Source organism: Brevibacillus sp. TJ4, assembly GCF_044627595.2.
GTDB lineage: Bacteria > Bacillota > Bacilli > Brevibacillales > Brevibacillaceae > Brevibacillus.
The window spans coordinates 1140844-1166717 of the sequence record NZ_CP185865.1; the positions used below are offsets into that span (position 1 = coordinate 1140844).

Below are 25874 nucleotides of genomic sequence, written 5' to 3' on the forward strand. Positions count from 1 at the left end.
TGCGATTCCCCGCCAGTCGGGGCGTAGCGGACAGTCTATTCCCCCTGGGGACGTAGCCTGGGCAAAGCAGGGGAATCTTCTTCTCCCCACTCTCAAAACGAAAAAAGGCTTCCGTCAGCAAATCGACGGAAGCCTTTGTAATTGGGTGGGTGCTGTAACGAACGTATTTGGTAAATCGGGTAGCTGTGAATTACGCGTTAACAGGAGCAGCTTCGTCCAGCAATTGACGAAGTACCGTTTGCAGAATACCACCGTTGCGGTAGTAGTCTACATCTACCATCGAGTCGAGACGTACAATCACATCGAACGTGAACGTGCTGCCGTCTGTGCGGGTAGCTGTTACTTTTACGCGTTGACCTGGTTGTACATCGTCGGACAGTCCTTCGATGCTGAAGGTTTCAGTTCCGTCGATACCCAGAGACTTCCAGCCTTGGCCATCAGCAAATTGCAGCGGCAGTACGCCCATACCTACCAGGTTGGAGCGGTGAATACGCTCGAAGCTTTCTGCGATAACAGCTTTGATGCCCAACAGGAAGGTACCTTTTGCTGCCCAGTCACGGGAAGAACCAGTACCGTACTCTTTACCAGCCAGTACGACAAGCGGAGTGCCGTCAGCCTGATACTTCATGGAAGCATCGTAGATGGACATAACTTCGTCGGTTGGCAGGTATTTGGTTACGCCGCCCTCTGTGCCAGGAGCCACTTGGTTGCGGATACGGATGTTGGCAAACGTACCGCGCATCATGACATCGTGGCTTCCGCGACGAGCGCCGTAGGAGTTGAAGTCTTTGCGCTCCACGCCTTTCGATTGCAGATAGATACCTGCCGGGCTGGTTGGCGCGATGTTTCCTGCAGGGGAGATGTGGTCGGTCGTCACAGAGTCGCCAAACAGTGCGATCGTTTTGGCTCCTTTGATGTCTTCGATATGACCTACGTCACCTTGCAGGTTCTTGAAGAATGGCGCTTCCTGAATGTAGGTGGAGTTTGGATCCCACTCGTACAGATCGCCAGTTGGTACATCGATTTTGTTCCACGCTTCGTTTTGCGTGAACACTTGGCCGTATTGAGCGCGGAAGAGTTCCGGATTCATCGCTTTGCCCATGGCAGCGGAAATCTCTTCTGGCGTTGGCCAAATATCTTTCAGGTAAACTGGCTGTCCATCCTTGCCGGTACCGATTGGCTCGTTTGCCAGGTCGATGTCGACAGTACCTGCCAGCGCATAGGCGATGACCAGTGGAGGAGAAGCCAGGTAGTTTGCTTTTACTTGTGCGTGGATGCGGCCTTCGAAGTTGCGGTTACCGGAGAGGACAGCCGCTACAGTCAGGTCTTCATCCGCGATTGCCTTGCTGGTTTCTTCCGGCAGTGGACCGGAGTTCCCGATACAAGTGGTGCAACCGTAGCCGACTACGTTGAAGCCGATAGCATCCAGGGAGTCAAGCAGGCCAGCGTCTTGCAGGTATTGCGTAACGACGCGGGAACCTGGAGCCAGCGAGCTCTTCACGAACGGAGGCTTTTTCAGGCCTTTTTCCACCGCTTTTTTCGCCAGGATACCAGCACCCAGCATAACGCTTGGGTTGGATGTGTTCGTACAAGACGTGATCGCTGCGATGACGACAGAACCTGTTTTCAGCGTAGCAGTCTCGCCGTTTGGATAGGTAACTGGCGCTTGTGCCGCGATTTTTTCTTCGGACAGACCGAAGCCGCCTTTTTCGATTGGCGCACGCAGGCTTTCGTTGAAGGCTTTCTTCATGTCGGTCAGCTCTACGCGGTCTTGCGGACGTTTTGGACCAGCCAGGCTCGGTACGACAGTGGACAGATCCAGTTCCAGTGTCTCCGAGAAGACTGGGTCTGGCGTGTCATCTGTACGGAACAGGCCTTGTTCCTTGGTGTATGCTTCGACCAGGGAAATGAGTTTTTCGTCGCGACCAGTTTGGCGCAGGTAGTTGAGCGTTTCAGCGTCAACCGGGAAGAAGCCCATCGTCGCGCCGTACTCAGGAGCCATGTTGGCGACAGTAGCGCGGTCAGCCAGAGAAATGCTGGACAGGCCAGTACCGTAGAATTCTACGAATTTCCCTACCACGCCTTTTTTGCGCAGCATTTGGGTAACAGTCAGAGCCAGGTCAGTTGCAGTCGCTCCCGGGCTCAGTGTTCCGGTCAGTTTGAAGCCGACAACTTCAGGTGTTACGAAGTACATTGGTTGACCCAGCATGCCTGCTTCTGCCTCGATACCGCCGACGCCCCAACCAACGACGCCAAGACCGTTGATCATGGTCGTGTGGGAGTCTGTACCGACGAGAGAGTCCGGGAATGCAACCAGTTCGCCGTCTACTTCACGAGTAGCCACGACGGATGCGAGGTACTCCAGGTTTACCTGGTGAACGATACCGGTAGCCGGAGGAACAGCGCGGAAGTTGTCAAACGCTGTTTGCGCCCAGCGCAGGAAGCGGTAGCGCTCTTGGTTGCGTTCGAATTCCAGCTTCATGTTGTTTTCCAGAGCATTCGGGTTGCCGAAGTCGTCAACCATGACAGAGTGGTCGATAACCAGGTCTACAGGAACCAACGGGTTGATTCGTTTTGGATCTCCACCTGCACGCTTCATGGCGATACGCATCGCAGCCAGGTCTACAACCGCAGGTACGCCGGTAAAGTCCTGAAGAACGATACGTGCTGGCATCAACGGAACTTCCTTGTTGCTGTCGCGACCTTTGGTCCAGTTCGCCAGTTGTTGTACGTGTTCTTTTGTGATGGCACGGCCGTCAAATTGACGTACAGCCGCTTCCAGCAGCACTTTAATGGAGAACGGAAGCTTGGATACATCACCAATGCCTTGTTCTTCCAACCCTTGCAGACGATAGTACACGTACGACTTGTCGCCTACTTGAAGGGAAGATTTCACTTTGTAAGCATCTTTGATAGACAATGAAAACAACCTCCCTTTCCTGACTTGAAGTTTCATCAGACGAAACTCAGTTTCGTGAATTGATTACGAATTTATTATACTCGATTTGTTTGTGCTCATCTACCCTAAATTCATCATTTATATACAAAATCATTCGAAAGCAAACAGGAAAATTTTTTTTCGCGAGAGCAGTAATAACAAGACTTCCTGTATTATCCCGTTTATACTCTGTTTACATTCATGCGATATGGTTTCTCTGGAGAAAACAAAGGCCGCGTCGCCCGAATTTCGTACCGCGGGCTGCACGTTGGGAAGGAGAGAAACCCCGTGATTTTGTTACAATTAACAAAAGATGCAAACAAGGAGAAATCGATATGAGAGAACAGGCCAAACAACCATCCACGTTGGGCAACTGGCGTCCGTTTGTCCGGTTGATTCGTGATACAAAACCATCCAAGCTGAAAATCGGCATCGCGCTGTTTATGAGCGTGGCGACTACGATCGTCAGTCTGATCATCCCGCTGTTTACGGCAAATCTCGTGGACAGCTTCACGATGGCTTCCATTACCGGCGGACAACTGGTCCTGCTGGCTGTCGCATTCCTCGCACAGGCGGTGGCGAGCGGTTTGTCCATCTACCTGCTGAACCACGTCGGCCAGGGCATTGTCGCCGCACTCCGCGATCGGCTGTGGAAAAAGCTGCTCGTCCTGCCTGTCACCTACTACGACAACCATCGGACGGGTGAGACGATCAGCCGGATGACCAATGACACCTCGGTCGTCAAAGGGCTGATCAGCGACCATCTGGCGACCTTTTTTACCGGGATCATCTCGATCGTAGGCTCGATCGCGACGCTGCTGTACCTCGATTGGCAGATGACCTTGACGATGCTGATCGCTGTGCCGCTGTCGGCAGCGATTCTCGTTCCGCTGGGCAGGCAAATGTACAGAATCTCCAAAGGCTTGCAGGCGGAGACGGCGAGCTTCACGACGGTTATGAACCAGGTGCTGTCTGAAGTGCGGCTCGTGAAGGCGTCCAACGCGGAGACACGCGAGTACGAAAACGGGAAAAACGGCATCAACAACCTGTTCCGTTACGGGCTGAAGGAAGGTCGCGTGCAGGCGATGATCGGGCCGCTCGTCTCGTTCGTTATCATGCTGCTGCTGGTTGTGATCATGGGGTATGGCGGCATGCGCGTCTCCACGGGTGCGCTGACGGCCGGCGAGCTTGTCGCCTTCATCTTGTATCTCGTGCAAATCGTCATGCCGCTCGGCCAGTTCACGCAGTTTTTCACCCAACTGCAAAAGGCGATGGGTGCAACCGAGCGGATCATCGAGACGCTGGAGGCCGAGGAGGAGGATCATCAGTCGGGACGTACACTGGAAAAGGCAGACCTGCCGATTCATGTAGAGCACGTGGTGTTTGCCTACGAAAATGGCGAAACGATTTTGGACGACGTCAGCTTTACGATCGAACCAGGCAAAGTGACTGCCATCGTCGGCCCGAGCGGCAGCGGGAAGACGACGCTGTTCTCGCTGATCGAGCGTTATTACCAACCCGTTAGCGGTACGATCCGGCTGGGAGAAGATCCGATTTCCGCGTTTACGTTGCCGTCTTGGCGCGGTCAAATCGGGTACGTCTCCCAGGAAAGTCCGCTGATTGCCGGCACGATCCGCGAAAACATCTGCTACGGTCTCGACCGATCCGTCAGCGAAGAGGAACTGCGGCATGCAGCCCGGATGGCATACGCCGACGCGTTCATCGACGAGCTTCCGCACGGGTATGAAACCCAGGTCGGGGAGCGAGGCGTCAAGCTCTCGGGTGGTCAGCGCCAACGCATCGGGATCGCCCGCGCGCTGTTGCGCGATCCGCGCTTGCTGATGCTGGATGAGGCGACCTCCAGTCTGGACAGCAAATCGGAAATCATCGTGCAGGAGGCGCTGAACAATCTGATGAAAGGGCGGACGACGCTCGTCATTGCCCACCGTCTGTCTACGGTCGTCGATGCCGATCAGATCATTTTCATGGATAAAGGAAAAATCACGGGCAAAGGAACGCACGAGGAGCTGTTCGAAAGCCATGCCATGTACCGCGAGTTTGCTACGCAGCAACTGCGGATTCGGGAGAGGGTGTGAGCCGATGGCAAAACTGTTGGTCGTAGACGACGATCCGCACATTCGCGAGCTGGTCAGCTTGTTTTTGCGCAAGGAAGGTTTCGAGATCATCGAGGCGGAGGACGGTGAACAGGCTTTGGCCGTGTTGGAGCATGGGCCGGTCGATCTCGTCATCCTCGATATTATGATGCCTCGCATGGATGGCTGGGAGCTGTGCCGCGAACTGCGGCGCCATTATGACATCCCGCTGCTGATGCTGACGGCAAAAGGGGAGACCTCGCAAAAAGTGAAAGGGTTCGAGCTGGGCACGGATGACTACCTGGTTAAGCCATTCGAGCCAGCCGAGCTGGTCGTGCGCGTGAAGGCGCTGTTGAAGCGGTACCGGATCGCAGCGTCGCAAACCGTGCAAGTCGGCTCTCTGCACCTGAGCCGTGACACGTATGAAGTCAGGCAGGGCAGCGAGTTGCTGGCGATTCCGCCCAAGGAGTTTGAGCTGCTGTTTCTTTTGGCTAGCCATGCAGGCAGGACCTTGCCCCGCGAGCAGTTGATCGAACAAATATGGGGCTACGATTTTGAAGGAAATGAACGCACTCTCGATGTGCACATCAATCGCCTGCGGGAGCGATTCCGGGAAGACGAAAGCGGCGTTTCCATCCGGACGGTGCGCGGTCTCGGGTACCGGCTGGAGGTGAGCCCGTGGGAGTAAGTCCGCAAAACAAAAAGTGGCTCCGGCTGGTCGGCTTGATTGCCTTCCTTGCCTATCTGACGCTTTGCTGGGCCGCCGCTTTCGAGATCGCCAATTGGCTTCATCTCAAGACAGGGCTGCTCTCGTCGGAATTCGCCCGCGGTCTGGTCAGTCTGCTGACAGGTTTCTTCCTATTTATACTGACTGGCTTGATCACCTCTTTGTTCATCCCGAAGCGCCATGTGGAGCTGTTTCAAACATTGATCGATGCCTTCCGGCGGATCGCCAACGGAGATTTCAGCGTCAGACTTGAGATGAAGGGTGACCACCGGTTCACGCAATTGGTGGAAGGAATCAACCACATGGCGGAGCAGTTGAACGAAATGGAGCGGATGCGCCAGGAGTTCATTTCCGATGTGTCGCACGAAATCCAGTCACCGCTGACGTCGATCAGCGGCTTTGCCCGCGCTTTGCGCGACGATACGCTCAGCGCGGCGGAGCGTGAGCGCTATCTCGACATCATCGAAACCGAGAGCAGCCGCCTGTCCAAGCTGAGTGAAAATCTGCTCAGGCTCACTTCGCTGGAAGCCCGTCAGGACCCGTTGGTAAAAAGCCGCTACAGGCTCGACCTGCAACTGCGCAATGCGATGCTCGTCTGTGAACCGCAGTGGCTGGACAAGAGAATCGAAATGGAGGGCGAGCTGGAACAGACGGAGATCGCTGCCGACAAAGACATGATGAGCCAGGTGTGGACGAATCTGCTCCACAATAGCATCAAGTTCACTCCGGAGGGCGGTAAAATCTGCGTTCGCCTGCTGCAGCGCGAGCAGGAAGTGGAAGTGACGATTGCGGATACCGGCATCGGGATCGCCAAAGAAGACGTCGAGCGAATCTTTGAGCGCTTTTACAAGGCAGACAAGTCGCGCAACCGTACCGGTGGCGGCAGTGGGCTGGGACTGTCGATCGTCAAGAAAATCGTCGAGATGCATCACGGCCATATCCATGTACAAAGCGAAGCAGGGGAAGGGACGACGATCACGCTGCGGCTTCCCCGGCAATGAATCAGCTTCCTGTAGATGAAAAAAATCCCCGTTTTCCGTCCCGGCGAGAGGATGAAGTGCACCCCTTAAAGTAGACATTGGAAAAACCCCTAGGGAAATCCGATGTATCTTTAGGGGGTGCATTTTTCATGGCAATCAAAGGACAAAAGTTTAAGTCGTATTCGGAAGAAATGAAGATAGAGGCGATTCGTTTACATGTACAAGAAAAATGGACATATCGCCAAATTACTGAACACTTCCAAATTCAAGATAAAGATCGAGTAAAAAGCTGGATGCGAAAATATCGACAGCTTGGGGAGTTTGGACTCCTCGATCAACGTGGGAGGCGCAAAGAGTATATCGACCAGAGTCGGTACGTTCAAAAACTGGAACGGGAGAATGAAATGCTAAAAAAGTGTTTGGAAATCTGGAAACCGGAGGTGTAAGTAGGAAGTATCGCATTATTGAAAGAGTTGCATCGCTGTACACTGTGACAGAGCTTTGCAAGGTTCTGGGGGTCTCGAGAAGCGGATATTATCGTTATTTGGGACGGAAACATATGAACCGGGATCGTGAGATCAAACTGCAGATTCAAGCCATATATACGCAGCGAAAAGGAATTTACGGTTATCGGAGGATAAAAGAAGAGCTGCTACGGCAATACAACAAACGAGTGAATCACAAAAAGGTATTGAAAATCATGCAGGGGCTTGGGATCAAGGCCATCATTCGGCGTAAGCGCACCTATCGTAGTACGTATCAGGTCGCTGAAGCGACTGGTCGTGTTGCCAATAATCTGTTACAACGTGACTTTACCGCAGATAAACCAAATCAGAAGTGGGTCACCGATATCACTCAATTTCGTATTGGAGATGAGCGATTGTTCCTCTCCGCAATAAAAGATTTATACAACAATGAGATTGTGGCTTACCATATGAGTTTACGAAATGACAATGCATTAGTCCTCGAGACGTTTAAGAAAGCTTTTGAAATGCAAAAGGACGTGACCGGACTGATCGTTCACAGCGATCAGGGATTCCAGTACACGTCCCATGCGTACCATGACATGCTGCCTACGGTTGGCGCCCAAATCAGCATGTCCCGTAGAGGCAATTGTTTAGACAATGCCTCTATGGAGAGCTTCTTTTCCCATCTCAAGGTGGAAGCACTCTATCCTTATGATATACGAAGCTTAGAAGAGGCACAAAGGCGAATTGAAGAATATATCCGTTTCTACAATGAGGAACGGATTCAAATCAACCTAAAAAAGCTAACGCCTGTAGAATACAGGCGTCAACTTGCGGCCTAGCGGCCGGGTTTTTCTTACTGTCTACAAATTGGGGTCTTGACCAAGGAGGAAACGAGGATTTTTTTCATTCGGAGCGACTGTATCATGCGCCTATATAGCGGGCGTGCAACGAGCGGGCGAGACTGATATCGTCCGTCCCCTGAACGAGCACGCGACCGTCCGGAAAGACGACGAGTGTATGCGGTTCCGTGTGAAAGCGCAGCAGGAAACGGTTGCGTTCCACCGTGCCGAGCGGGGACAGCCTTTCCGCCAGCGCCTCCAGATCGAGGGAGAGGTTTGCGGTCGGAGAGATTTGTACTGTGTCCCGTCCGCATAGAGATACCGCTTGTCCCTCATCGCTTGGCGGCTGCAAAAAGGAAAACTGCTGTTGGCCGCAGGCTGGGCAGTCAGGTCGTCTCGCATTGGCCACCTTGATCTGTTGATGCTGGTTGTTCCAGATGTCGAAGTGCTCCAGGTTGGGATTGCGCGCATCGTCTGCACCGACCAGCATTTTCAGCGCTTCGGTTGCCTGGTAGGAAGCGACGATGTGAATGATCGGGCCGATGACGCCTGCCGTGTCACAGGTAGCCATCTCGCCCGGATTGGGCGCTTCCGGAAAGAGACAGCGCAGGCAAGGCGTCTGGCCCGGGCGGATCGCGGTAAACGTCCCGGTAGCGCTGACGGCCCCGCCGTACACCCAGGGGATGCCGTGCTTGACACAGACGTCATTGACCAAGTAACGGACCTGAAAGTTGTCGGTGGCGTCCAGCACCAGGTCGACATCGCAAAGCAACTGTTCGGCGTTGTAAGCGGTCAAGTCGGTCACGACCGGTTCGATGCCGACTTCGGAGTTGATCTGTGACAGCTTGGCGTGTGCCGCGATCGCCTTGGGCAGATGCTGTGCCGCATCGGATTCGTCATACAGCATTTGCCGCTGCAAGTTGCTCGGCTCGACAAAATCGCGGTCAATCAGCCGGACAAAGCCGATCCCCGCTCTCACCATGTGATTGGCCAGCACCGTCCCCAGGGCGCCCATGCCGACGATGGCGACCCGGCTTTGCAAGAGCTTCTCCTGACCGGAACGGCCGATCGGGGCGAACAGGATTTGCCGTGAGTAACGTGTGTTCACCGCTTATTTCACTCCTTTGTCGTCGTAGGTGGCAAGCGGGTTCCACGGTCCTTGCTGGTGGCCCTTCCACTCGCTGCCGTCCTCCCACATCTCTTTTTTCCAGATCGGGACGATTTGCTTCAGCCGCTCGATGGCGTACCGTCCGGCTTCGAACGATTCGTTGCGGTGCGGCGTAGCCACCGCGACGATGACGGCGATTTCCTCGATGTGCAGGTCGCCGATCCGATGGTGCATCGCGACCTGGGTGCCAGGCCAGCGCTCCTCGATTTCTGCGGCGATTTGCTTCATTTTTTCTACAGCCATCGGGGCGTAGGCTTCATACGAAAGGTAGACGGTTTTCTGCCCGTGGGTAAACTCGCGAACCGTTCCGACAAAAGTCAGGACCGCTCCGGCGTGCGGATTGCTGACCAGCCGCACCAGCTTGTCGGCGCTCAACGGCTCGCTCGTAATGGCAAAACGCGGCTCCTCTCCGCCGCTGACCGGAGGCAGCAGGGCAATCTCGTCTGTGGCGGCAATGAGCTGGTCGTGGGCAGCGTATTCGTGATTAACGGAAACAAAACAGCTTCCCAGAAGTGGCGAAAGCACTGGATACTGTTCGGCGACAGCGTGCAGCAGGTCAGCGACTGTCGCCTTTTCTGGCAGGGTCAACTGAATCTCACGCTGGTTGGCTTTTTCGGCAAGTCCGGCAAACAAATAAATGGTGATCGTCAAGGTAACTCCTCGCTTCCCGTAGGATAACTACTGCTTCTATGGCTAGAAGATACCATACTTGCGAGGAGATGCCAATGCAGGAGGGCGCATGGGAGCGAGATTCCAATTGCTTTTCTGATGTGCCGAGAGTATGGTAAGGAGAGAAGAGATTACAGGCGGGTACAAGACCCGTTACAAGTGGAGGAAGGGCATGAACGATCAACTGACGCATTTTAATGAACAAAATCGCGCGCGCATGGTGGACGTCTCGGAAAAAGATGTAACCAAGCGGGAAGCGGTCGCCTGCAGCAAAGTCGTCATGGAGCGCGAGACGCTGGAGCGGATTCGCGAAGGACGCGTAGCCAAAGGCGACGTGCTGGCGGTGGCGCAGGTAGCCGGTGTGATGGCGGCGAAAAAGACGTGGGAGATCATCCCGATGTGCCATCCGCTGCCGCTGACTGGCATCGACATCCGTTTTCACTTTGCTGATGAACAGACGCTGGAGATTGAGGCTGCTGTCAAAACGACAGGCAAGACAGGCGTCGAGATGGAGGCGCTGACCGCAGCCAGTGTAGCCGCGCTGACCGTATATGATATGTGCAAGGCGATGGACAAGGCAATGACGATTGAATCGACGGGTCTCGTCAGCAAGACAGGCGGAAAAAGCGGAGACTTCAGACGGGGAGATCGCTAATCGTGGAGAAAAAATGGAGAGCGTATCCAGGCAGCATACGGCTATTGGCTATTGCTGCTGTTATTTCGTCTACCGGAATGGCTTGTATCTGGCCGCTGGTCACCATTTACATCAGCGATCACCTGGGAAAATCGCTGACAGTCGCCGGATTGATGCTGATGCTCAACCAGGGAGCGTTTCTCGGCGGCAGTGTCCTCGGCGGGCTGCTGTTTGACCGTTGGGGCAAAATCCGCACACTGGTCATCGCGTCGATCGGCGTAATTCTGATTTCCATTGGTTTGGCCGTGACCGAAAACTTCACGGCGTATGCAGTGCTGTTGCTCTTGCACGGTCTTTTTTACGGGATGTCATCCCCGGTTATCAACGCGTTCGCGGTTGTGCTGTGGCCGCAGGGCGGACGCAAAGGGATCAACATGATTTACGTTGCGCAAAATGCAGGCGTTGCCGCAGGTGCTGCGCTGGGCGGAGTGCTGGCCAGCGTCTCGTTTTCCTGGACGTTTCTCGGCAATTCCATGTTGCAAGTCATCGCGCTATTGCTTTTCACGATCGGACTGCCGCGCTATATCCGGCAGGGAGCGGTCAATACGGGGCAAATGGCCGTGCAAGGGCAGGGAGAAAGTGCAGAACAGACCGACATCGACAGGCCGTTTTTGTCGCGAAAGGCAATCTGGGGAGCGCTGCTTCTTTTGTGTGCAGGTCTGCTGATGAGCTGGATCGTCTATTCGCAATGGACCACTGTACTATCGAGCTACATGCAGTCACTGGGCATTTCCCTGAATCAGTACAGCCTGCTGTGGACGCTGAACGGGGCGCTGATTTTGCTCGGACAGCCGTTGATCTCGTGGGTGATCCGCCGGTTCGCCCGCACGCTGATCGCGCAAATGCTGCTTGGCTCCTACATCTTCGCCCTGTCGATGCTGATCCTCACGCAGACGACAGTGTACGCCGGATTTTTCCTCGCGATGTTCGTGATGACGCTGGGAGAAATGCTGGTCTGGCCGGCTGTTCCGACGGTGGCTGCCCAGTTTACGCCGCCGGGCAAAGAAGGCTTTATCCAAGGGCTGGTGACGGGTACCAGCTCGGCGGGTCGCATGCTCGGACCGCTGTGTGGCGCCATGGTGTTTCAAGCGTACAGCGCATCAGGGCTGCTGTATACGATGACGATGCTCGCTTTGATGTCGGTAGGCTTTTTTGCCCTGCATCACCGGATCGTAAAGCGCAGCAGCAAGCCGCAGCCCCCTGTTACGGTCGTCGGAAAAATGTAAGGCGGGCAGGAGCGAAGACGTTCTTGACATGCTGGCGCAAGCTCCAGTAGTATGAAGGAGATTCAATACATTACATTCCGTGTGTTTTACTTAGTATTTCGACTTTTGGAATGGTTACAGCCCCTTTCCACAACAGGGGCTTTTTTTCGTAGCAGACAAGAAGAGGTACTCTCTAGTTATAAGGAAAGGATCTGAAGAACATGCGCATCCAGCCATCCCAGATGATCGATCGACTGCCGACCCAATTTTTTGCCACATTGGTGGCGAAGGTAAACAAGGTGGTAGCCGCCGGACATGACGTGATCAACCTGGGCCAGGGAAATCCTGATTTGCCCACACCTGCCCACATCGTAGAAGAATTGCAGGCGAGCGCTGCCGATCCCCTGCATCACAAATACCCGCCATTTTCCGGTCGGCTGGAGTTGAAACGGGCGGTTGCCCACTGGTACAAGCAGGAGTTTGACGTCGATCTTCACCCCGAGGAAGAAGTGGCGATCCTGTTCGGCAGCAAGACGGGACTGGTGGAAATTTGCCAAGTGCTGATGAACCCCGGCGATGTCGCGCTTGTTCCGGACCCTGGCTACCCCGATTACTGGTCGGGTGTGGCGGTCGTCGACGGGCGCATGGTGATGATGCCGCTGACGGCGGAGAACAAATTCCTGCCCGATTACAGCAAGCTCTCCCAGGCGGATTTGGAGCGCGCCAAGCTGATGTTCCTCAATTACCCGAACAACCCGACGGCGGTAAATGCGCCGTATGAGTTCTACGAGGAGACGATCCGCTTTGCCCGCAAAAACGAAATCGTCGTTTGCCACGATTTCGCCTACGGAGCGATCAGTTACGACGGCAAGAAGCCGGTCAGCTTTTTGCAGGTGCCGGGCGCCAAAGAGGTAGGGGTAGAGTTCTACACGCTGTCCAAGACTTACAACATGGCGGGCTGGCGCGTCGGGGCAATGGTCGGCAACCGCGAGCTGGTGCGTCTGATCAATCTCATCCAGGACCACTATTATTGCAGCCTGTTCGGTGCCGTACAGATGGCGGCGGCACGGGCGATGACGGATTCCCAGGATTGTGTGCGCGAGCTCGTCGCGGTCTACGAAGGACGCCGCAACGCATTGTTTTCCAGCTTGCACCGCATCGGCTGGGAGGCACAGCCGTCGCAGGGCTCGTTTTTTGCCTGGCTGCCTGTGCCAGAGGGCTACACGTCGGAGAGCCTGTCTGATCTGCTGTTGGAAAAGGCGCATGTGGCAGTCGCGCCTGGCATCGGCTTTGGACCGCATGGAGAGGGATACGTGCGCGCCGCCTTGCTCTCGGATGAGCAGCGCCTGGCAGAAGCGGTGCAGCGAATCGAGCGTCTGAGTTTGTTTGCCAAGGCACGCTAGGGAGAATATAAAAAAACGCATCGGCGAGAACAGCCGGTGCGTTTTTTTGTGTCCCGTATTCGGCACGATGGAAGAGCCAAGCAATCACCTTTTTGCAACAGGATGAATAGCATGGGAGCATGGGCGAGAGGCTATAAAAAAACAGATGCTGTCATTCTCAATAAAAATCATTCTCATTGTTGACAGATAATGATTTTCATTATACGATGGGTTTGTTGTTAATGATAATTACTCTCAGAGGGAATACATACCAGGGCAGGAGGGCATTATGGGCTATCAGATCAACGGTTACACCGATATGTATACGGTGATCGCCAACGAGCGAAAAATCGGCGGTGCCATCGAAGCAGGCACGATTCGTCTGCGTACGGGAGAAGTATTTGCCAATGCGGTTCTCACTCGTATGGAAATGTCTGGTACGAACTTTTGCTCGATCGGCTTTGTGACCGAAGAAGGCAAGCGGTACATCGTCCACGTTGACGATGTGAGCATGATTGCCGATGCACGCCATGTCCCTGTCTGTGAGCTGACCAATGAATACATGCGCGCGGAAAAGACCGCCGAACGCCTCAAACGCCTCAAGCGACTGTGTGAACTGAACGAAGGAAGCTGTACCCCGACGTTCCAGGAAGAGGCGACACAACTGGCGTACGACATCGGGCTGGAGCTGGCGCGTGCCCACGTCACACTCTCGTTTTTGCCAACCAACGACAATGCACGGGTCGTGCGTATCGCCTGACGAGACCATCTGATATTTCAACCCACCATAATTGGTGGGTTTCTTTGCGTAAACGTCCTTTATTTGAGCGGATAGGTCAGTAGGACAAAGCCATCCTCGTCCAGTCCATGCTCGATAAAGCCTGCTTTTCGAAAGCATTTGATGCTTGCGATATTATCTTGTTCGATACCAATTTCGATTGTTTCCACCGAAGAAAGTTCGGGGCGTTTGAGCAGGGCGTCAATCATTCGCTTGCCGTATCCTTGATTGCGCAAGGAAGGATTCGTGAGCAGGCTGACCGAGGCTGTACCGTCTGTATATCGTTCCAGATCGATATTGCCGACGGGTTGGCTGTCTACATACACCATCCATGAAAAATAATCCGGGTTTCGTTGGACGTAGTCAAACCATTCTTGTAACGGCAGCATACCGTTTAACCGTTGTGCAACTTCGTGATCTGTAAACCACTGTTCCAAAATAGCAAGCCTGTTCTGATCCAATTCGAAAAATTCCATAGCATATTCACTCCATGAATGAAGATGTTGTATACGTCAATTGTAGCAAATACGCTGCTCGATTGCTTTTTGTGTAAAAAAACATCCCCCCAGCCAAGCCCCGAAATAGCTAAAACCTATCCCTCGATAGCTAGCGGTGATTGGACTTTCTATCATGGCAGTGATAAAACAAGATTAAACAAAATCAGGGGGGACCGATCATGGAGTATTCATTTTCAAAATCATCAGAAGCGTTATCTTCTTCGGTTGTCCGGGAAATCTTGAAGCTCACCCAGGGCAATAGCATCTTGTCGCTGGCAGGAGGATTGCCTGCTGCTGACTCTTTTCCCGTCGCAGAAATGCGTGAAGCGTTCAACCGCGCTTTCGAACAAGGCTCGACTTCGCTGCAGTACGGATTGACAGATGGCTATTTGCCGCTGCGCCAGTGGATCGTAAAGCGCATGGCGCAAAAACAGATTCAGGTAAGTGTAGACAATATGTTGGTCACCACCGGCTCCCAGCAGGCCGTCGACTTGCTTACGCGTGTCTATCTGGACAAAGACGACGTCGTGCTGGTAGAAAATCCGACGTATTTGGCTGCGATTCAGCTTTTCCAATTCCGCGGAGTTCGCGTCATTCCGGTGGATGGGGATGATGAGGGCATGGACTTGGATGATTTGGCAAACAAAATTGCGAAATACCGTCCGAAAATGGTCTACGTCATTCCTACCTTCGCAAACCCGACCGCAAAAGTGTGGAGCATGGAACGCCGCCTGGGGTTGCTCCGCCAGTGCCGTGAACACAATATTCTGATTTTGGAGGACGATCCGTACGGCGAGATCCAGTTTGACGGCGAGCCGCCGTATCGCTCTCTCTTTTCGCTGGATGAGCATCCGCACAATTCCTGTGTTGTGTACACCAGCACCTTCTCCAAGATCGTCGCCCCCGGTCTTCGCACAGGGTGGGCACTCGGAGACGAACGTGTCATCCAGATGATGGTCAAGGCGAAGCAGGCAGTCGACCTGCAGTCCAGTACGATTGACCAGGTGGCACTGTACCAGCTGCTGTCGCAATTCGATCTGGACAGCCACATCGAGAAAATCCGGGAGTCGTACAAAGAGCGAATGGAGTGGATGCACGAACTGATGACCCGCCAGCAGTGGGAAGGGATCACCTGGCAAAAGCCGCGGGGCGGGATGTTCCTCTGGGTCACGCTGCCAGAGCACATCATTTCTGCCGAACTGCTGAAAGTCGCGGTGGCAAAAGGCGTCGCTTTCGTTCCCGGCGAAGCGTTCTACGCATCGGATACGAAAACGAACACGCTGCGACTCAACTACACGCTGCTCAACCGCGAAGATACCGAGCTGGCGATTTCGCGCCTGGGCAGTGCGATCGAGGAGTACAGCAAGGTCGTTGTTCCCTGACAGATCAAAAAAAGCATATAGAAGAACAGCCAGGCAGGGGGATGATCGCCCAGCTTGGCTGTTTTTTTGATCGCGCCTTCAACGATACTAAGCCCAATGAAAAAGGAGCTGTCTTCTGCACGAAATGACAGCTCCTTTTGCTATTTCGCTTATTCTTCTGTCTCTTCCAGCGTGCAGATCGCGCTTGGGCGCTTGATGCGCAGAACGACGCACTCGTAGACGCGGAACAGGCTGTTCATTTGTTCGTCGCCCAGGAAAGAGGTGTCGAAGTCTTCTGCCACTGCCAGATCGAGATTGTGGCGGCCTGTGGCGACCAGTACACCGGAGCGGCCTTTGATCGCCGGAGACTGGTAGACGCCGTCTGTGACCAGATTGCGCACATGCTCGATTTCCAGTACGTTGGTGCCTTTGTGCACGCGGTGCAAGAGGGCGTACAGCTCTGGTGATACGACCAGCGCATACGGACCGCTGTGGCCCATTTTCAGCAGCTTGTTGCGCGCTTCGACAATATCGGCGAAGGCGTTGCCTGATTCCATCCAGTCGCTTTTCAGATGTGTCAGGCGGCCTTTGACGTTCATCAGGCCGGGCAGGTCGAACTCGGCAGCGCCGTTAAAAATCAGGTCGTCCTCCATCAGGGCGCAGCCGGATGCGGCATTGGCAGCCGCTCCCATGTCAAGCGGCATGCCCAGCGTACGGGCTTGCGCCACGTCACGCCAGTAGAGCATGAAATCCTTGTAGAGGATCGGAATGGTCATGCTCACTCGCTTGCTTGGCTGGGTCATCTCCAGCGATTCGCCGCGCAGGCTGAGTCCGCCGAAGCGGGATTCTTCGTACACGTCGTTGGTGATCGTCTGTATGCCTTCCCCCAACGGTCCGTAGATATCGATGAAACGGCGTCCGACCAGCTGGCGGCGAGCCATTTCGATTACGGTTTCGTCCAGTTGCTTCCATTCCTGATGCGTCAGTGGAGAGTCCGGGTATTTGCTCAGCTTGTCCATTTTATTACCTCCAGAGTAAACGGGATAGTATCCTTACATGCTTTGGCCTTTCAAACTGCCGACGGTCAGCCCTTTTTTGGATGGAGCCGGCTGGGCAGCAGGGGCAGCGTCTGTGTGCCGATTGATGACGGCTGCCACGCCCTTTGGAGCAGTAGCCGATACTTTGAAATGATCCACCTGGTGAACGTCATGCCCTTCGTCGTGGTCGACCAGGGACGGATGAGATACGTCGGAGAGGCGTTCGCTCAGCTTCGCCACGGTCTCCTTTACCGTCAAGTAATCCTCATGTGTCGTCGCGCGCATGCGATCCAGATCAAGCCTTGTCTCTTCGTCCTGGAATTCATACAGGGCGAGCTCCAGATGCTCACGGAAATTGTGCAAGCCGAACCGCTCCAGGTTGACGTCGGACAGCAAGCGGGACAGTTCGCGGTCGCTCAGCCCGTCCGCTTTTTTGCCGGACGAGAGCGATTGCAAATAGGGGAGCAGCTCCTTGAGCCGATCCAGTCGTTGTTCCTCTTCCTCCAGAATGTGGTGATAGTACAAGCGTGTATGTTCATCCTCGGCCGCGTCAATGACAGGCTGGATCAATCCCATGAAGCGATTGATGTACCCGGATGTCCGTTCAAAAATGGCGTGTAGTTGGGAAATCTCTTGCACCCTCGCCACCTCCTCGCAATAATCTGTTCCTTGATTATACCTTTGCAAAAATAGGCAGGGCAAGGGCAATGTACGGACAATTCCAGTTCCAGGAGAAATCCGAAAAATTTGTAGGAGGAGAGTATTGTCAAATGCAATTGGGAATGATAATATTTATCAATAAGAGTGATATTCATTATCAATTAGAAGTCAACAGTGGTCCGATCATAGATGAAGCAAACGAATTTGAAGGAGGAACATGCAATGTCATCCATACTCGTTATCGGCGGAGATCGCTTGGGGAATATCGTTGATTTGTTACAGCAGCAGGGCTTTCGTGAGATCCACCACGTGACGGGCAGAAAAAGCTCGCAGACCGGGGTGAAAATTCCCGCAGGTGTCCATATGATTCTCGTACTGACCGATTTCGTCAACCACAACCTGGCAAAAACCGTCAAGAGCCAGGCCAAGGATCGCGAACTGCCTATCGTCTTCTGCAAGCGTTCTTGCTCGGCAATCGCCAAAGCATTCGACTTGACTGCCTAGCTCCTCATACATACGGCTGCGGCCGGGAACAATAGGGGCAGAAAAGGAAAGATCATACGGAGGTATGTGACATGAACGAGCATCACCTTGATGAGCTTCCCCTTGCACAATTGACGCCCCAGCAGCTTGAGCAGTTGCAGCAGGCCGAAAAAGAAATCAACCAGGAAGGCAAATCGATCTATTTGATTGCCTTTGAAAAAGAGACCCCGTCGCAGTGACGGGGGTTTTTTCATGTAAAGACGAATTGCTCCAGTTGCAGCTTTAGCGCATCGATTCCGATGGCAAAGCCCAGACATTGGCTGGACTGGATGATAAAAGCGTTTAACCCCACAACTTCCCCGTTGAGATTGATCAAGGGACCGCCGCTGTTCCCGGGATTGATCGCAGCATCTGTCTGGAAAATTTCTTCGTACATGCGCTTGGCAACCTGCAATCGCCTGTTTTTCGCGCTGATGATTCCTGCCGTTACCGAGTTTTCCAAACCGAGTGGGGAACCACATGCTCACAAAGAAGCAAACGGAGGCAAGCCTCAAGCCCGCGTGATCGCCGGACACCTAGCGAAACTGAAGCAGGTGCAGGACAACTTCAGCCTGGCTGTTCGCGGCGGGAGCCGGGCGGACTGTTTCCGCCTCAATACGCCAAACGAGACAGCTGATGAGCTGCTTGCGTTCTTCTTGTGTAGCGCAAGCCCAGATCCGCTCCCAGTCGAGCAGGAAAGACTCATACTCATCTATTGGCACGGATGCAGCGAAGGCAGCTTGCCGTTTTTGCAGCAATGCCCGCACAGCCGCCTTCGCTTCCGTCTGGTAGCCGTGCAGCTGTCGAAGCAGCGCCTGCTCCAGCCGATCTTCGCGAATCGCAGCAGCCGTACACAAGCCTTGTCGCTTGCCGCTGCACATATAGTACACATGGCTGTGGATCTTCCCGCTGGTTCCCTGGCTCACTGCCTTTTTGCCGCGAAGCGGGGAGTGGCAGCGCGAGCAGAAAAGCACGCCGGAAAAAGCAAAGGAGGAAGCGAGTGTGCGCGGGTGATGGGTGGTCCGTTCGGCAATTCGTCTCTGGGCACGGAGAAAAGTCTCGTCATCCACGATCGCAGCGTGGACAGCTTCTTCCAGGAGCGTTTGTTCCGACTGCTTTTGCCGCTGTGCGGAAGGGCTGTGATTCCAGCGCAGGGCGCCACAGTAGACCGGGTTTTTCAGCAGCCGCAGGACGGCGCTGGCAGTCCAGCGGGCGCCGTTTTTGCCGCGAAATCCTTGGCGATTCGCTTCCTCGGCAATCTGCCTGGGCGAATTGCCGAATACATACTTGGCAAACATCGAGCGTACCAGCTCGGCTTCCTCGGGCTGCACCTGCAAGCGTCCATTCTGCAGTACATAGCCAAATGGCGCCGGGCCGCCGGGGCGTTTGCGCTCCCGCACCATCTGCCCCATCCCCAGCTTGACCCGCTCCGCCAGGTTTTCCCGCTCCCATTGGGCGAGCGCAGCGACAAGTGTGATAAACAGCCGCCCCATCGCGGTTGTCGTATCGTACACTTCCGTACAGCTTTTGAAATGGACGCCATGCCGTTCAAACTCTTGCAGCAGTTGGTACAAATCCAGCACCGAACGGGTGAGTCGATCCAGCCGGTAGACGAGGACGACATCGATACTGCCGCGGGAGATCGCAGCCAGCATCCGGGCCAGGGCGGGCCGGTTCGTATCTTTGGCGCTGACTCCTTCGTCTGCGAAAATCTCCGCGACCTCCCAGCCTTGGGAGTAGGTATAGGCCAGCAATTTTTCTCGCTGTGCCGCGATGGAAAACCCTTCTCGCGCCTGGTCTTCTGTACTGACGCGAAGGTAGATCGCTGTTCGCATCCGCTTTCCCCCCACCAACACAGGATGCTAGAGTCTACAGCATACTGCCCTGGCTTATGCCAGGAAAAGCGCATCCGGACAGAAAAAAACGCCATGCTCCGTCGCAGGAGATGGCGGTTTTGTCTTCGGGCAGCCTTACATCCATTTTTGACCCCATGCGTGGATGGATTCAATCACAGGCCGCAGTTCTTTTCCTTTTTCCGTCAATTCGTACTCGATACGGACGGGAATTTCCGGGTACACCTTGCGCACCAGAATGTCCTGTTCTTCCAGCTCTTTTAGCCGCTCTGACAGCATTTTATCACTCATCTGCGGTACCGATTCGCGAATGTCCTTGAACCGCACAGTACCGCGTAACAAAACGAGTATGATCAAGCCGGTCCATCTTTTGCCCAGCACGTTCACTGCGCATTCATACTTGGGACATACCAGTTCGCTGTTGTTTTCCTGACTCACGAGGGATTCACCTCTGTACAGCTTAGATTGTATACATTTTATCACACTACGTGCGATTGCGTAAGCAACAGAAGCATAGAAACTGTAGAGTCCTCATCTAGTTATTGCTTTTTTCCTTGTATGTATACGCTCCCCTGCCGGCCAAATTGTTCCTATTTCCCGGTTTCCTCGGTTCGGCTGCGCTCATACATTGGATACGGGGGGAGACATGTGGAAAAACAAGTGGTAATCGGAGTGTTGACTTGGCGATCAGGCAAGCGCTTCGCCGAGCCGGAATACTTGCGCAGACTCGCTTTGGCCGGCCGCGAAGAGGGGGTTCTGGTTTTTTTGTTTTCCCACCAGGACGTATTTACCCGTGAGCGACAGATCAGGGGCTTTGTTCCGCATGGAAAAAACGACTGGAAAGTGCAGTGGTTTCCCTGGCCGAAGGTCGTGATTGACCGCTATCGCCGTCGGGTACCGGCGTACATGAAGCTGCGCAATAGCGACATGTTCTTTTTTGCCAACAGTCCATTCGGGAAAAAGTGGAAAGTGACACAGGTGCTGTCGCGCGACAAGCGCGTGAAGGAGTGGGTTCCTCAGACCGCATTGTTTGCTCCGGGAAGAGTGCGCGCAATGCTGAAACGGCACCAGCTTGTCTACCTGAAGCCAGGAAACGGTACAGGCGGCCGGAGTATTCTGAGGATCGAAAAAGCGGACGGTTGCTACAAACTGAGCGGGCGGGACCGCAACCTGGCAGTACGTCACGCCCGTCTGAAAAGTACAGAGCAGGTGGAGCGCTACGTCAGCTCGTGGGTCCAGAAAGAACGATTGAAGAACGGCAATTTTATCGTCCAACAAGGGATTCATCTGATCTCCCCAGCCGGTCGTGTGGCAGATATGCGCCTGTTGATTCAAAGAGACGGGCATGGCGAATGGAGTGTGACAGGAGCGAGCGCGCGGATCGGTGAGGAGGGGAGCGCTACGTCCAATTTGCACAACGGCGGAAGAGCTATGCCGGTTTCCGCTTTTCTCATGCAATGTTTCAGTGAGAAGAGAGTACGGGAGATTCTGGAGGAATGTGCGCAGATGGCCCATCAGGTCGTGTCGGTTCTGGAGGAGCGCTACGGGCGGATGATGGAGTTCGGGCTCGATATCGGGGTCGATCAGTCAGGAAAGCCCTGGTTGCTTGAAGTCAACCCCAAGCCAGGAAGAGACGTCTTTTTGCAAATGGGGGACATTGCGACTTACGAGCAGGCCGTCCGCAGACCGATCCAGTTTGCCCGCTATCTGGCAGTAGGCAGGGGCGAGAGGTAAGGCCGGGTTGTCTGATGTTGGCTCTATGGCGACAGGTGGGGACCCGATGCTGATGACCCATTCCCCGACCTTGGTGTGCGCAGAACTGCCCAGAGGCAGCGGGTACAGCTTGCAGTCGGCGTCAATTTTGATCACGGCATAGTCCCGCATGCGGTCAGCGAGGATGCGTTTTGCTTCAAACACACGACCGTTGAACAGCTTGACGAAAATATGTTTCGATTTTCCGATTACGTGTTCACTGGTCAGAATGTATCCCTTCGGATGAAACAGGAAGCCGGAGCCGAAGCTGCGCTCCGTCGGCATCATAGGCTCCTCAGTAATCAGATTGCGGAGCATGGAATCTACATTCTTCGTTTGCGGGCTGTCTTCGGTAACGATGGAGACGACTCCTCTTTGCACCTTTTCCACAACCGGCACGAAAAAATTGAAGGGATGCAACGTGCTGCTGCTGCTCACAGGGTACCTTACGCGCGTATATTGGGACCATTTTTTACTTTTCAACAATCTCTCCCCCTACAGCAGTTAGGTATGTATCATCCTATGGCGGGGCAAAAGGGAAGGGAAGCCCATTTTCGTTTACGGGTCGTATATATCATTATTTTTGATTGATACAATAAAGAAATAGCATTGGTATATTTATAAGAAAGGTCTTATAATGAAGTTTAGTTAAAGAATATTTCGAACATAAAGATTGAACGATGGATCCCGCCGTTTCCACACCGAGACGGGAAGTGGAGCAAACCAACAAAAAAACAGAGAGAAAAAAGGGAATGGGAGGATGCGCAGAGATGGATGTCAAGACGATCATACTTGGTTTTCTCAGCTATGGAGAGATGAGTGGGTACGATATCAAACAGGCTTTTACGAACAGCGTCGGTTCTTTTTACGATGCCAGCTTTGGAGCGATTTATCCGGCACTTCGCAAACTGGAGGAAGACGGTTTCGTGACAAAGCAGGAAGTCATTCAGTCAGGAAAACCGAACAAAATTTTGTACCGGATTACCGAGGATGGGGCGGATGCGTTCCGCCAGGAAATCCAAAGCCCGATCCTGCCGCCGGTTGTCCGCTCTGACATGCTGATCAAAATTTTCTTCGGCGGCCGTCATACGGTTGAGGAGCAGCGGCAACTGTTGGACAATTGTCTCGCGTTCCAGCGGCAAATGCTTGCGCAAAGCAAGAAGAACTATCAGAAATTGCAGGATACTCTGGACGAATATCAGCGCTTCTGCTGGGAGTATACGATTCATCACCTCGAGGCGACGATCGCCTTTCTGGAACAAAAAGCGCCAGCTCTGGTCAGAGAGCCTGTTTATAGCTAATGACATGATCCCGAATGAAAAAGCGAAGGATGCAGCCGATGCTGCTGCCCTTCGCTTTTTTTGCTGACGGCTCGACTTCCGTTACTTCAGGTTTTCCGGATTGAGGCACTCCAGTTCCGGGATGACAAAACGCCCGTCTTTGCGGATGAGGCGATTGTCGAAGTAAATTTCGCCGCCTCCCCACTCGGGGCGCTGAATCATCACCAGGTCCCAGTGGATCGAGGATTTGTTGCCGTTGAAGGCATCGTCATAGGCTTGCCCCGGGGTGAAGTGGAAGCTGCCGTCGATTTTTTCGTCGAACAAGATGTCCTTCATCGGATTTTGGATGAATGGATTTACGCCGATGGCGAACTCCCCTATGTAACGTGCGCCTTCATCCGTATCGAAAATCTCGTTCACTTTTTTCGTATCATTTGCGGTCGCTTCGATGATTTTTCCGTCCTTGAAGGTGAGCTTGACGTTGTCATACGTGAAGCCCTGGTACGGAGACGGCGTGTTGTATGCGATCGTGCCGTTGACCGAATCGCGCACAGGAGCGGTGAATACCTCGCCGTCCGGAATGTTGAACTCGCCGGCGCACTTGATGGCGGGAATTCCTTTGATGGAGAAGGTCAGGTCTGTTCCCGGGCCAGTGATGCGCACCTGGTCTGTCTGTTCCATCAATGCCACCAGGTTGTCCATCGCTTTGTCCATTTTGCTGTAGTCGAGCGTACACACCTTGAAGTAAAAATCCTCGAAGGCTGACGTGCTCATGTTGGCCAACTGCGCCATCGAAGGGTTCGGGTAACGCAGGATCACCCAGCGCGTTTTTGGCACGCGCACATCGAGTACCGGACGCATGAGCAGTTTGGAGTACAGTTGCATTTTGTCGCCTGGGACGTCAGCCAGCTCGCTGATGTTGTCGCCGCCGCGAATACCGATGTAGCAATCCATTTTCTCCATAAAAGACACGTCTGCCTCGCGCATGACCTCGAGCTGCTTCTCGTTTGTGCCCAGCAGCAGCTCCCGCTGGATGCGCTGGTCGACCAGTTGGACGTACGGGTTTCCACCTGCTTCATATACCTTGGTGATCAACGCCCGGACCAGGTCCGTGACCTCTCCAATCGCGTAAATCAGTACATTGTCTCCCGTCTGGACACGCGTAGAGTAATTGACCAAGACGTCTGCCAGTTTTTCCAATCGTGGATCTTTCATCTGAAGGATGTCCTCCTTTGTCAAAAGCGGTTGGTTCGTTTGTATTGTATACATATCTAACGGAAAAAAGCTACCCGGGGGAGCGGGTAGCCGTGCGTATGATACGCGCCTAACAGGATCCGGTGTTCATATATATGCAGGTTCCCGCAGGATTGTGTGCGGAAGATGCATTACTTGTCGCAACCGCAGCCCACAATTACCAACAGGATGAACAGGATCAACACCAGGGTAAAACTGTCGAGACCGCCGTTAAAGATGCTACTCATATGCCAAACATCCTCCTTTGCAGATAAGGTCTGTTGTGCTTACACCCATAACATATGGGTTTTCGCGGAAAGCCGATACGGGCAAACGCCCATTTTTGGGAAGATTCTTTTTCGTCCGCCCTCGTCCCAATGTTTATTATTCTGAAAAGCAGGAAAAGCTAGAGGATAACAAATGACTTAGCAAGAACGAAAGGATGGCATGACGATGCAACGATCATTGTCTGATCTGCAACATGAACTGATTCCGATCACGATAAACGTAGGGGAAGACTTCAAGTCGATTGTCTGGAAAGCGCAGTACGACATGGATTTCAATACGGAGTGTCTCTTCTGCTTTTCAGAGAGCATTACGGGGTATCGGGTAGAGGATGAAGCGGGGCGAACCGGCAAGGTAGCTGTATGTCCGCACTGTGAAAAAGTAAACGCGATTTACGCTTGAACACAGCCATGGTTTTGAGGGACGGCGTCGTAATGCACGGCGCTGTCTTTCTGTTTGCCTTCCACCATGTACCATCGAATTTTCAGCAGGATTGAAAGGCAATGTGGCGAATTTTGATTAGGAGCATACATACGGGGATAGGGGTGAACAAATGCAGAAGCAATGCAGCCGCTGCGGCAATGACATGGAGATCGCCTTGCGCAATGTCGTGTATCGCAAACGGGTAAAAATATTGAATGTACCGGTTCACGTCTGCGTAGACGATCACTGTGCCAACTGTCAGGTGGTGGAAGTGGTCAAAGACGACTTGAAGGCGTTGATGGATAATCTCGGCGGAAATCCACAGCGGCAGGCGATCGAGTTTGAGGAATTGTCAGAGTTGTCCAATTTATTGGTATTAATGTCCAATGAAGGCGATTCATCGGTGCGTGCCGTACTGGAGCAACGCGTCAACGAATTGCTTGATTTGTTTTTGCTGGCGCAGTCGCTGGGAGACGAAAAATGGATGCTGGAGCTGCGCAAACGACTCACGCAAATCATGGTGTAATCATCGAAAACGCCATCCTGGCTACAGGGTGGCTTTTTTGCACCTGCGCTTCTGGCATGGACTTCTTCGCCCGGGTTGACGTATACTAATCGCAGTGAGCCGGATGAAAAGGAGACGATGAGGAATGGCGCAAGTACAGCTTCATTCGACAGAAGAACTGGAACAATTCATAGCTGGAGAAGGGAAGAGGCTGTTGTTCAAGCACAGTACGATCTGCCCGATCAGTACGGCTGCTTACGAAGAATTTCAGGCATCCCTGCAGCAGCAGGACGTGCCTTCTGCGGTTATTTTGGTGCGGGAAGACCGCCCTGTTTCCAATGCGGTAGAAGAGCGCTTCGGGATCAAACACGAATCGCCGCAAATTTTCCTGCTGGAGGACGGCCAGGTAAAATGGCATACGTCCCATTGGAAAATCACGCAAGATTCGATCGCCCAAGCCCTCAAAGGGTAAACGGGATCTCACAAGACAAAAGAGCTGCTGATGTGGATGCACCACGATCAG

At 53.6% G+C, this 25874-nt stretch carries 27 protein-coding genes and 2 pseudogenes; 17 read left to right on the forward strand and 12 right to left on the reverse strand.

All coding sequences use genetic code 11. The features are described from left to right. Positions 1–190 precede the first annotated feature (190 nt). Entirely contained in the window at positions 191–2920 is a 2730-nt protein-coding gene (gene acnA / locus ACAF76_RS05285) for an aconitate hydratase AcnA (RefSeq protein WP_400162858.1), read from the reverse strand. Between the two features lie 353 nt (positions 2921–3273). Between acnA and ACAF76_RS05290 the strand changes: the two genes are divergently transcribed. From ACAF76_RS05290 to ACAF76_RS05310, 5 genes are all read left to right on the forward strand, one after another. Beyond that, the gene (locus ACAF76_RS05290; RefSeq protein ID WP_400162859.1) at positions 3274–5034 is read left to right on the forward strand and encodes an ABC transporter ATP-binding protein; all 1761 of its coding nucleotides are present in this window, start codon (positions 3274–3276) and stop codon (positions 5032–5034) included. A 4-nt stretch (positions 5035–5038) separates the two neighbouring features. Further along, entirely contained in the window at positions 5039–5719 is a 681-nt protein-coding gene (locus tag ACAF76_RS05295; RefSeq protein ID WP_400162860.1) for a response regulator transcription factor, read from the forward strand. Further along, positions 5710–6759, forward strand: a complete 1050-nt coding sequence (locus tag ACAF76_RS05300) for a sensor histidine kinase (RefSeq protein ID WP_400162861.1) — start codon at positions 5710–5712, stop codon at positions 6757–6759. The genes ACAF76_RS05295 and ACAF76_RS05300 overlap by 10 nt, the downstream gene beginning before the upstream one ends. Before the next feature lie 128 nt (positions 6760–6887). Continuing rightward, positions 6888–7184, forward strand: coding sequence for a helix-turn-helix domain-containing protein (locus ACAF76_RS05305; RefSeq protein ID WP_400162144.1), 297 nt, complete (start codon positions 6888–6890; stop codon positions 7182–7184). 44 nt (positions 7185–7228) lie between these two features. Next, the gene (locus ACAF76_RS05310; RefSeq protein WP_400162159.1) at positions 7229–8047 is read left to right on the forward strand and encodes an IS3 family transposase; all 819 of its coding nucleotides are present in this window, start codon (positions 7229–7231) and stop codon (positions 8045–8047) included. Positions 8048–8129: 82 nt separating this feature from the next. On the opposite strand, the gene ACAF76_RS05315 is transcribed toward ACAF76_RS05310, so the two are convergent. Next, complete coding sequence (locus ACAF76_RS05315; RefSeq protein WP_421617597.1) at positions 8130–9155, reverse strand: ThiF family adenylyltransferase; 1026 nt, start codon at positions 9153–9155, stop codon at positions 8130–8132. 3 nt (positions 9156–9158) lie between these two features. Then, the gene (locus tag ACAF76_RS05320; RefSeq protein ID WP_421617598.1) at positions 9159–9866 is read right to left on the reverse strand and encodes a molybdenum cofactor biosynthesis protein; all 708 of its coding nucleotides are present in this window, start codon (positions 9864–9866) and stop codon (positions 9159–9161) included. Positions 9867–10056: 190 nt separating this feature from the next. On the opposite strand from ACAF76_RS05320, the gene moaC reads away from it, so the two are divergent. From moaC to ACAF76_RS05340, 4 genes are all read left to right on the forward strand, one after another. After that, the gene (moaC, locus tag ACAF76_RS05325; RefSeq protein ID WP_421617599.1) at positions 10057–10539 is read left to right on the forward strand and encodes a cyclic pyranopterin monophosphate synthase MoaC; all 483 of its coding nucleotides are present in this window, start codon (positions 10057–10059) and stop codon (positions 10537–10539) included. Positions 10540–10541: 2 nt separating this feature from the next. Then, positions 10542–11804: an MFS transporter gene (locus tag ACAF76_RS05330; protein ID WP_421617600.1), complete on the forward strand. Its 1263-nt coding sequence runs from the start codon at positions 10542–10544 to the stop codon at positions 11802–11804. A gap of 200 nt (positions 11805–12004) precedes the next feature. Beyond that, positions 12005–13186, forward strand: a complete 1182-nt coding sequence (locus ACAF76_RS05335; protein WP_421617601.1) for a pyridoxal phosphate-dependent aminotransferase — start codon at positions 12005–12007, stop codon at positions 13184–13186. Positions 13187–13454: 268 nt separating this feature from the next. Further along, on the forward strand, positions 13455–13925 hold the full coding sequence (locus ACAF76_RS05340) for a hypothetical protein (protein WP_421617602.1): 471 nt from the start codon (positions 13455–13457) through the stop codon (positions 13923–13925). A 59-nt stretch (positions 13926–13984) separates the two neighbouring features. Here ACAF76_RS05340 and ACAF76_RS05345 read toward each other — a convergent pair whose 3' ends face one another. After that, a complete protein-coding gene (locus tag ACAF76_RS05345) occupies positions 13985–14419 on the reverse strand; it encodes a GNAT family N-acetyltransferase (protein WP_421617603.1) in 435 nt (144 codons plus the stop codon). A 200-nt stretch (positions 14420–14619) separates the two neighbouring features. Here ACAF76_RS05345 and ACAF76_RS05350 point away from each other — a divergent pair, with 200 nt between their 5' ends. Continuing rightward, positions 14620–15822: a PLP-dependent aminotransferase family protein gene (locus ACAF76_RS05350; RefSeq protein ID WP_421617604.1), complete on the forward strand. Its 1203-nt coding sequence runs from the start codon at positions 14620–14622 to the stop codon at positions 15820–15822. A gap of 149 nt (positions 15823–15971) precedes the next feature. Here ACAF76_RS05350 and ACAF76_RS05355 read toward each other — a convergent pair whose 3' ends face one another. Together ACAF76_RS05355 and ACAF76_RS05360 are read right to left on the reverse strand one after the other, a co-directional pair. Beyond that, positions 15972–16820, reverse strand: a complete 849-nt coding sequence (locus tag ACAF76_RS05355; RefSeq protein WP_421617605.1) for a family 1 encapsulin nanocompartment shell protein — start codon at positions 16818–16820, stop codon at positions 15972–15974. 33 nt (positions 16821–16853) lie between these two features. Continuing rightward, positions 16854–17477: an IMEF encapsulin system ferritin-like cargo protein gene (locus ACAF76_RS05360; protein ID WP_421617606.1), complete on the reverse strand. Its 624-nt coding sequence runs from the start codon at positions 17475–17477 to the stop codon at positions 16854–16856. 243 nt (positions 17478–17720) lie between these two features. On the opposite strand from ACAF76_RS05360, the gene ACAF76_RS05365 reads away from it, so the two are divergent. Together ACAF76_RS05365 and ACAF76_RS05370 are read left to right on the forward strand one after the other, a co-directional pair. Beyond that, a complete protein-coding gene (locus ACAF76_RS05365) occupies positions 17721–18002 on the forward strand; it encodes a DUF2325 domain-containing protein (protein WP_421617607.1) in 282 nt (93 codons plus the stop codon). Positions 18003–18073: 71 nt separating this feature from the next. Continuing rightward, positions 18074–18220: a hypothetical protein gene (locus ACAF76_RS05370; protein ID WP_421617608.1), complete on the forward strand. Its 147-nt coding sequence runs from the start codon at positions 18074–18076 to the stop codon at positions 18218–18220. Positions 18221–18231: 11 nt separating this feature from the next. Here the strand turns inward: ACAF76_RS05370 and ACAF76_RS05375 are convergent. The 3 genes and pseudogenes from ACAF76_RS05375 to ACAF76_RS05385 all read right to left on the reverse strand — a co-directional run. Then, a pseudogene (locus ACAF76_RS05375) lies at positions 18232–18498 on the reverse strand (S1C family serine protease); the annotation flags it as partial. 58 nt (positions 18499–18556) lie between these two features. Beyond that, a complete protein-coding gene (locus ACAF76_RS05380; protein ID WP_421617609.1) occupies positions 18557–19855 on the reverse strand; it encodes a recombinase family protein in 1299 nt (432 codons plus the stop codon). 135 nt (positions 19856–19990) lie between these two features. Continuing rightward, positions 19991–20311, reverse strand: coding sequence for a winged helix-turn-helix transcriptional regulator (locus tag ACAF76_RS05385; protein ID WP_421617610.1), 321 nt, complete (start codon positions 20309–20311; stop codon positions 19991–19993). 210 nt (positions 20312–20521) lie between these two features. On the opposite strand from ACAF76_RS05385, the gene ACAF76_RS05390 reads away from it, so the two are divergent. Further along, positions 20522–21607, forward strand: a complete 1086-nt coding sequence (locus ACAF76_RS05390; protein ID WP_421617611.1) for a YheC/YheD family protein — start codon at positions 20522–20524, stop codon at positions 21605–21607. A gap of 45 nt (positions 21608–21652) precedes the next feature. Here the strand turns inward: ACAF76_RS05390 and ACAF76_RS05395 are convergent. Further along, positions 21653–21943: pseudogene (locus ACAF76_RS05395) on the reverse strand (S1C family serine protease); the annotation flags it as partial. Between the two features lie 452 nt (positions 21944–22395). On the opposite strand from ACAF76_RS05395, the gene ACAF76_RS05400 reads away from it, so the two are divergent. Next, positions 22396–22926, forward strand: a complete 531-nt coding sequence (locus tag ACAF76_RS05400; protein ID WP_421617612.1) for a helix-turn-helix transcriptional regulator — start codon at positions 22396–22398, stop codon at positions 22924–22926. An 81-nt stretch (positions 22927–23007) separates the two neighbouring features. Here ACAF76_RS05400 and ACAF76_RS05405 read toward each other — a convergent pair whose 3' ends face one another. Then, positions 23008–24120, reverse strand: coding sequence for an aminopeptidase (locus ACAF76_RS05405; protein WP_421617613.1), 1113 nt, complete (start codon positions 24118–24120; stop codon positions 23008–23010). Between the two features lie 170 nt (positions 24121–24290). Then, on the reverse strand, positions 24291–24386 hold the full coding sequence (locus ACAF76_RS05410) for a YjcZ family sporulation protein (RefSeq protein ID WP_421617614.1): 96 nt from the start codon (positions 24384–24386) through the stop codon (positions 24291–24293). Between the two features lie 205 nt (positions 24387–24591). On the opposite strand from ACAF76_RS05410, the gene ACAF76_RS05415 reads away from it, so the two are divergent. From ACAF76_RS05415 to ytxJ, 3 genes are all read left to right on the forward strand, one after another. Further along, positions 24592–24825 carry a hypothetical protein gene (locus ACAF76_RS05415; protein ID WP_421617615.1) on the forward strand — a complete coding sequence of 78 codons (234 nt, stop codon included), beginning with the start codon at positions 24592–24594 and terminating at the stop codon, positions 24823–24825. Positions 24826–24976: 151 nt separating this feature from the next. Further along, entirely contained in the window at positions 24977–25372 is a 396-nt protein-coding gene (locus ACAF76_RS05420; RefSeq protein ID WP_421617616.1) for a hypothetical protein, read from the forward strand. A gap of 124 nt (positions 25373–25496) precedes the next feature. Next, a complete protein-coding gene (ytxJ, locus tag ACAF76_RS05425; RefSeq protein ID WP_421617617.1) occupies positions 25497–25823 on the forward strand; it encodes a bacillithiol system redox-active protein YtxJ in 327 nt (108 codons plus the stop codon). Positions 25824–25874: the final 51 nt, after the last annotated feature.

Bases quoted from the DNA above. Each gene is read 5' to 3' on its own strand.
- ACAF76_RS05290 (WP_400162859.1), top strand. From the start codon at position 3,274: ATGAGAGAACAGGCCAAACAACCATCCACGTTGGGCAACTGGCGTCCG.
- ACAF76_RS05295 (WP_400162860.1), top strand. From the start codon at position 5,039: ATGGCAAAACTGTTGGTCGTAGACGACGATCCGCACATTCGCGAGCTG.
- ACAF76_RS05305 (WP_400162144.1), top strand. From the start codon at position 6,888: ATGGCAATCAAAGGACAAAAGTTTAAGTCGTATTCGGAAGAAATGAAG.
- moaC (WP_421617599.1), top strand. From the start codon at position 10,057: ATGAACGATCAACTGACGCATTTTAATGAACAAAATCGCGCGCGCATG.
- ACAF76_RS05335 (WP_421617601.1), top strand. From the start codon at position 12,005: ATGCGCATCCAGCCATCCCAGATGATCGATCGACTGCCGACCCAATTT.
- ACAF76_RS05340 (WP_421617602.1), top strand. From the start codon at position 13,455: ATGGGCTATCAGATCAACGGTTACACCGATATGTATACGGTGATCGCC.
- ACAF76_RS05345 (WP_421617603.1), bottom strand. From the start codon at position 14,419: ATGGAATTTTTCGAATTGGATCAGAACAGGCTTGCTATTTTGGAACAG.
- ACAF76_RS05350 (WP_421617604.1), top strand. From the start codon at position 14,620: ATGGAGTATTCATTTTCAAAATCATCAGAAGCGTTATCTTCTTCGGTT.
- ACAF76_RS05355 (WP_421617605.1), bottom strand. From the start codon at position 16,820: ATGGACAAGCTGAGCAAATACCCGGACTCTCCACTGACGCATCAGGAA.
- ACAF76_RS05365 (WP_421617607.1), top strand. From the start codon at position 17,721: ATGTCATCCATACTCGTTATCGGCGGAGATCGCTTGGGGAATATCGTT.
- ACAF76_RS05370 (WP_421617608.1), top strand. From the start codon at position 18,074: ATGAACGAGCATCACCTTGATGAGCTTCCCCTTGCACAATTGACGCCC.
- ACAF76_RS05380 (WP_421617609.1), bottom strand. From the start codon at position 19,855: ATGCGAACAGCGATCTACCTTCGCGTCAGTACAGAAGACCAGGCGCGA.
- ACAF76_RS05400 (WP_421617612.1), top strand. From the start codon at position 22,396: ATGGATGTCAAGACGATCATACTTGGTTTTCTCAGCTATGGAGAGATG.
- ACAF76_RS05405 (WP_421617613.1), bottom strand. From the start codon at position 24,120: ATGAAAGATCCACGATTGGAAAAACTGGCAGACGTCTTGGTCAATTAC.
- ACAF76_RS05410 (WP_421617614.1), bottom strand. From the start codon at position 24,386: ATGAGTAGCATCTTTAACGGCGGTCTCGACAGTTTTACCCTGGTGTTG.
- ACAF76_RS05415 (WP_421617615.1), top strand. From the start codon at position 24,592: ATGCAACGATCATTGTCTGATCTGCAACATGAACTGATTCCGATCACG.
- ACAF76_RS05420 (WP_421617616.1), top strand. From the start codon at position 24,977: ATGCAGAAGCAATGCAGCCGCTGCGGCAATGACATGGAGATCGCCTTG.
- ytxJ (WP_421617617.1), top strand. From the start codon at position 25,497: ATGGCGCAAGTACAGCTTCATTCGACAGAAGAACTGGAACAATTCATA.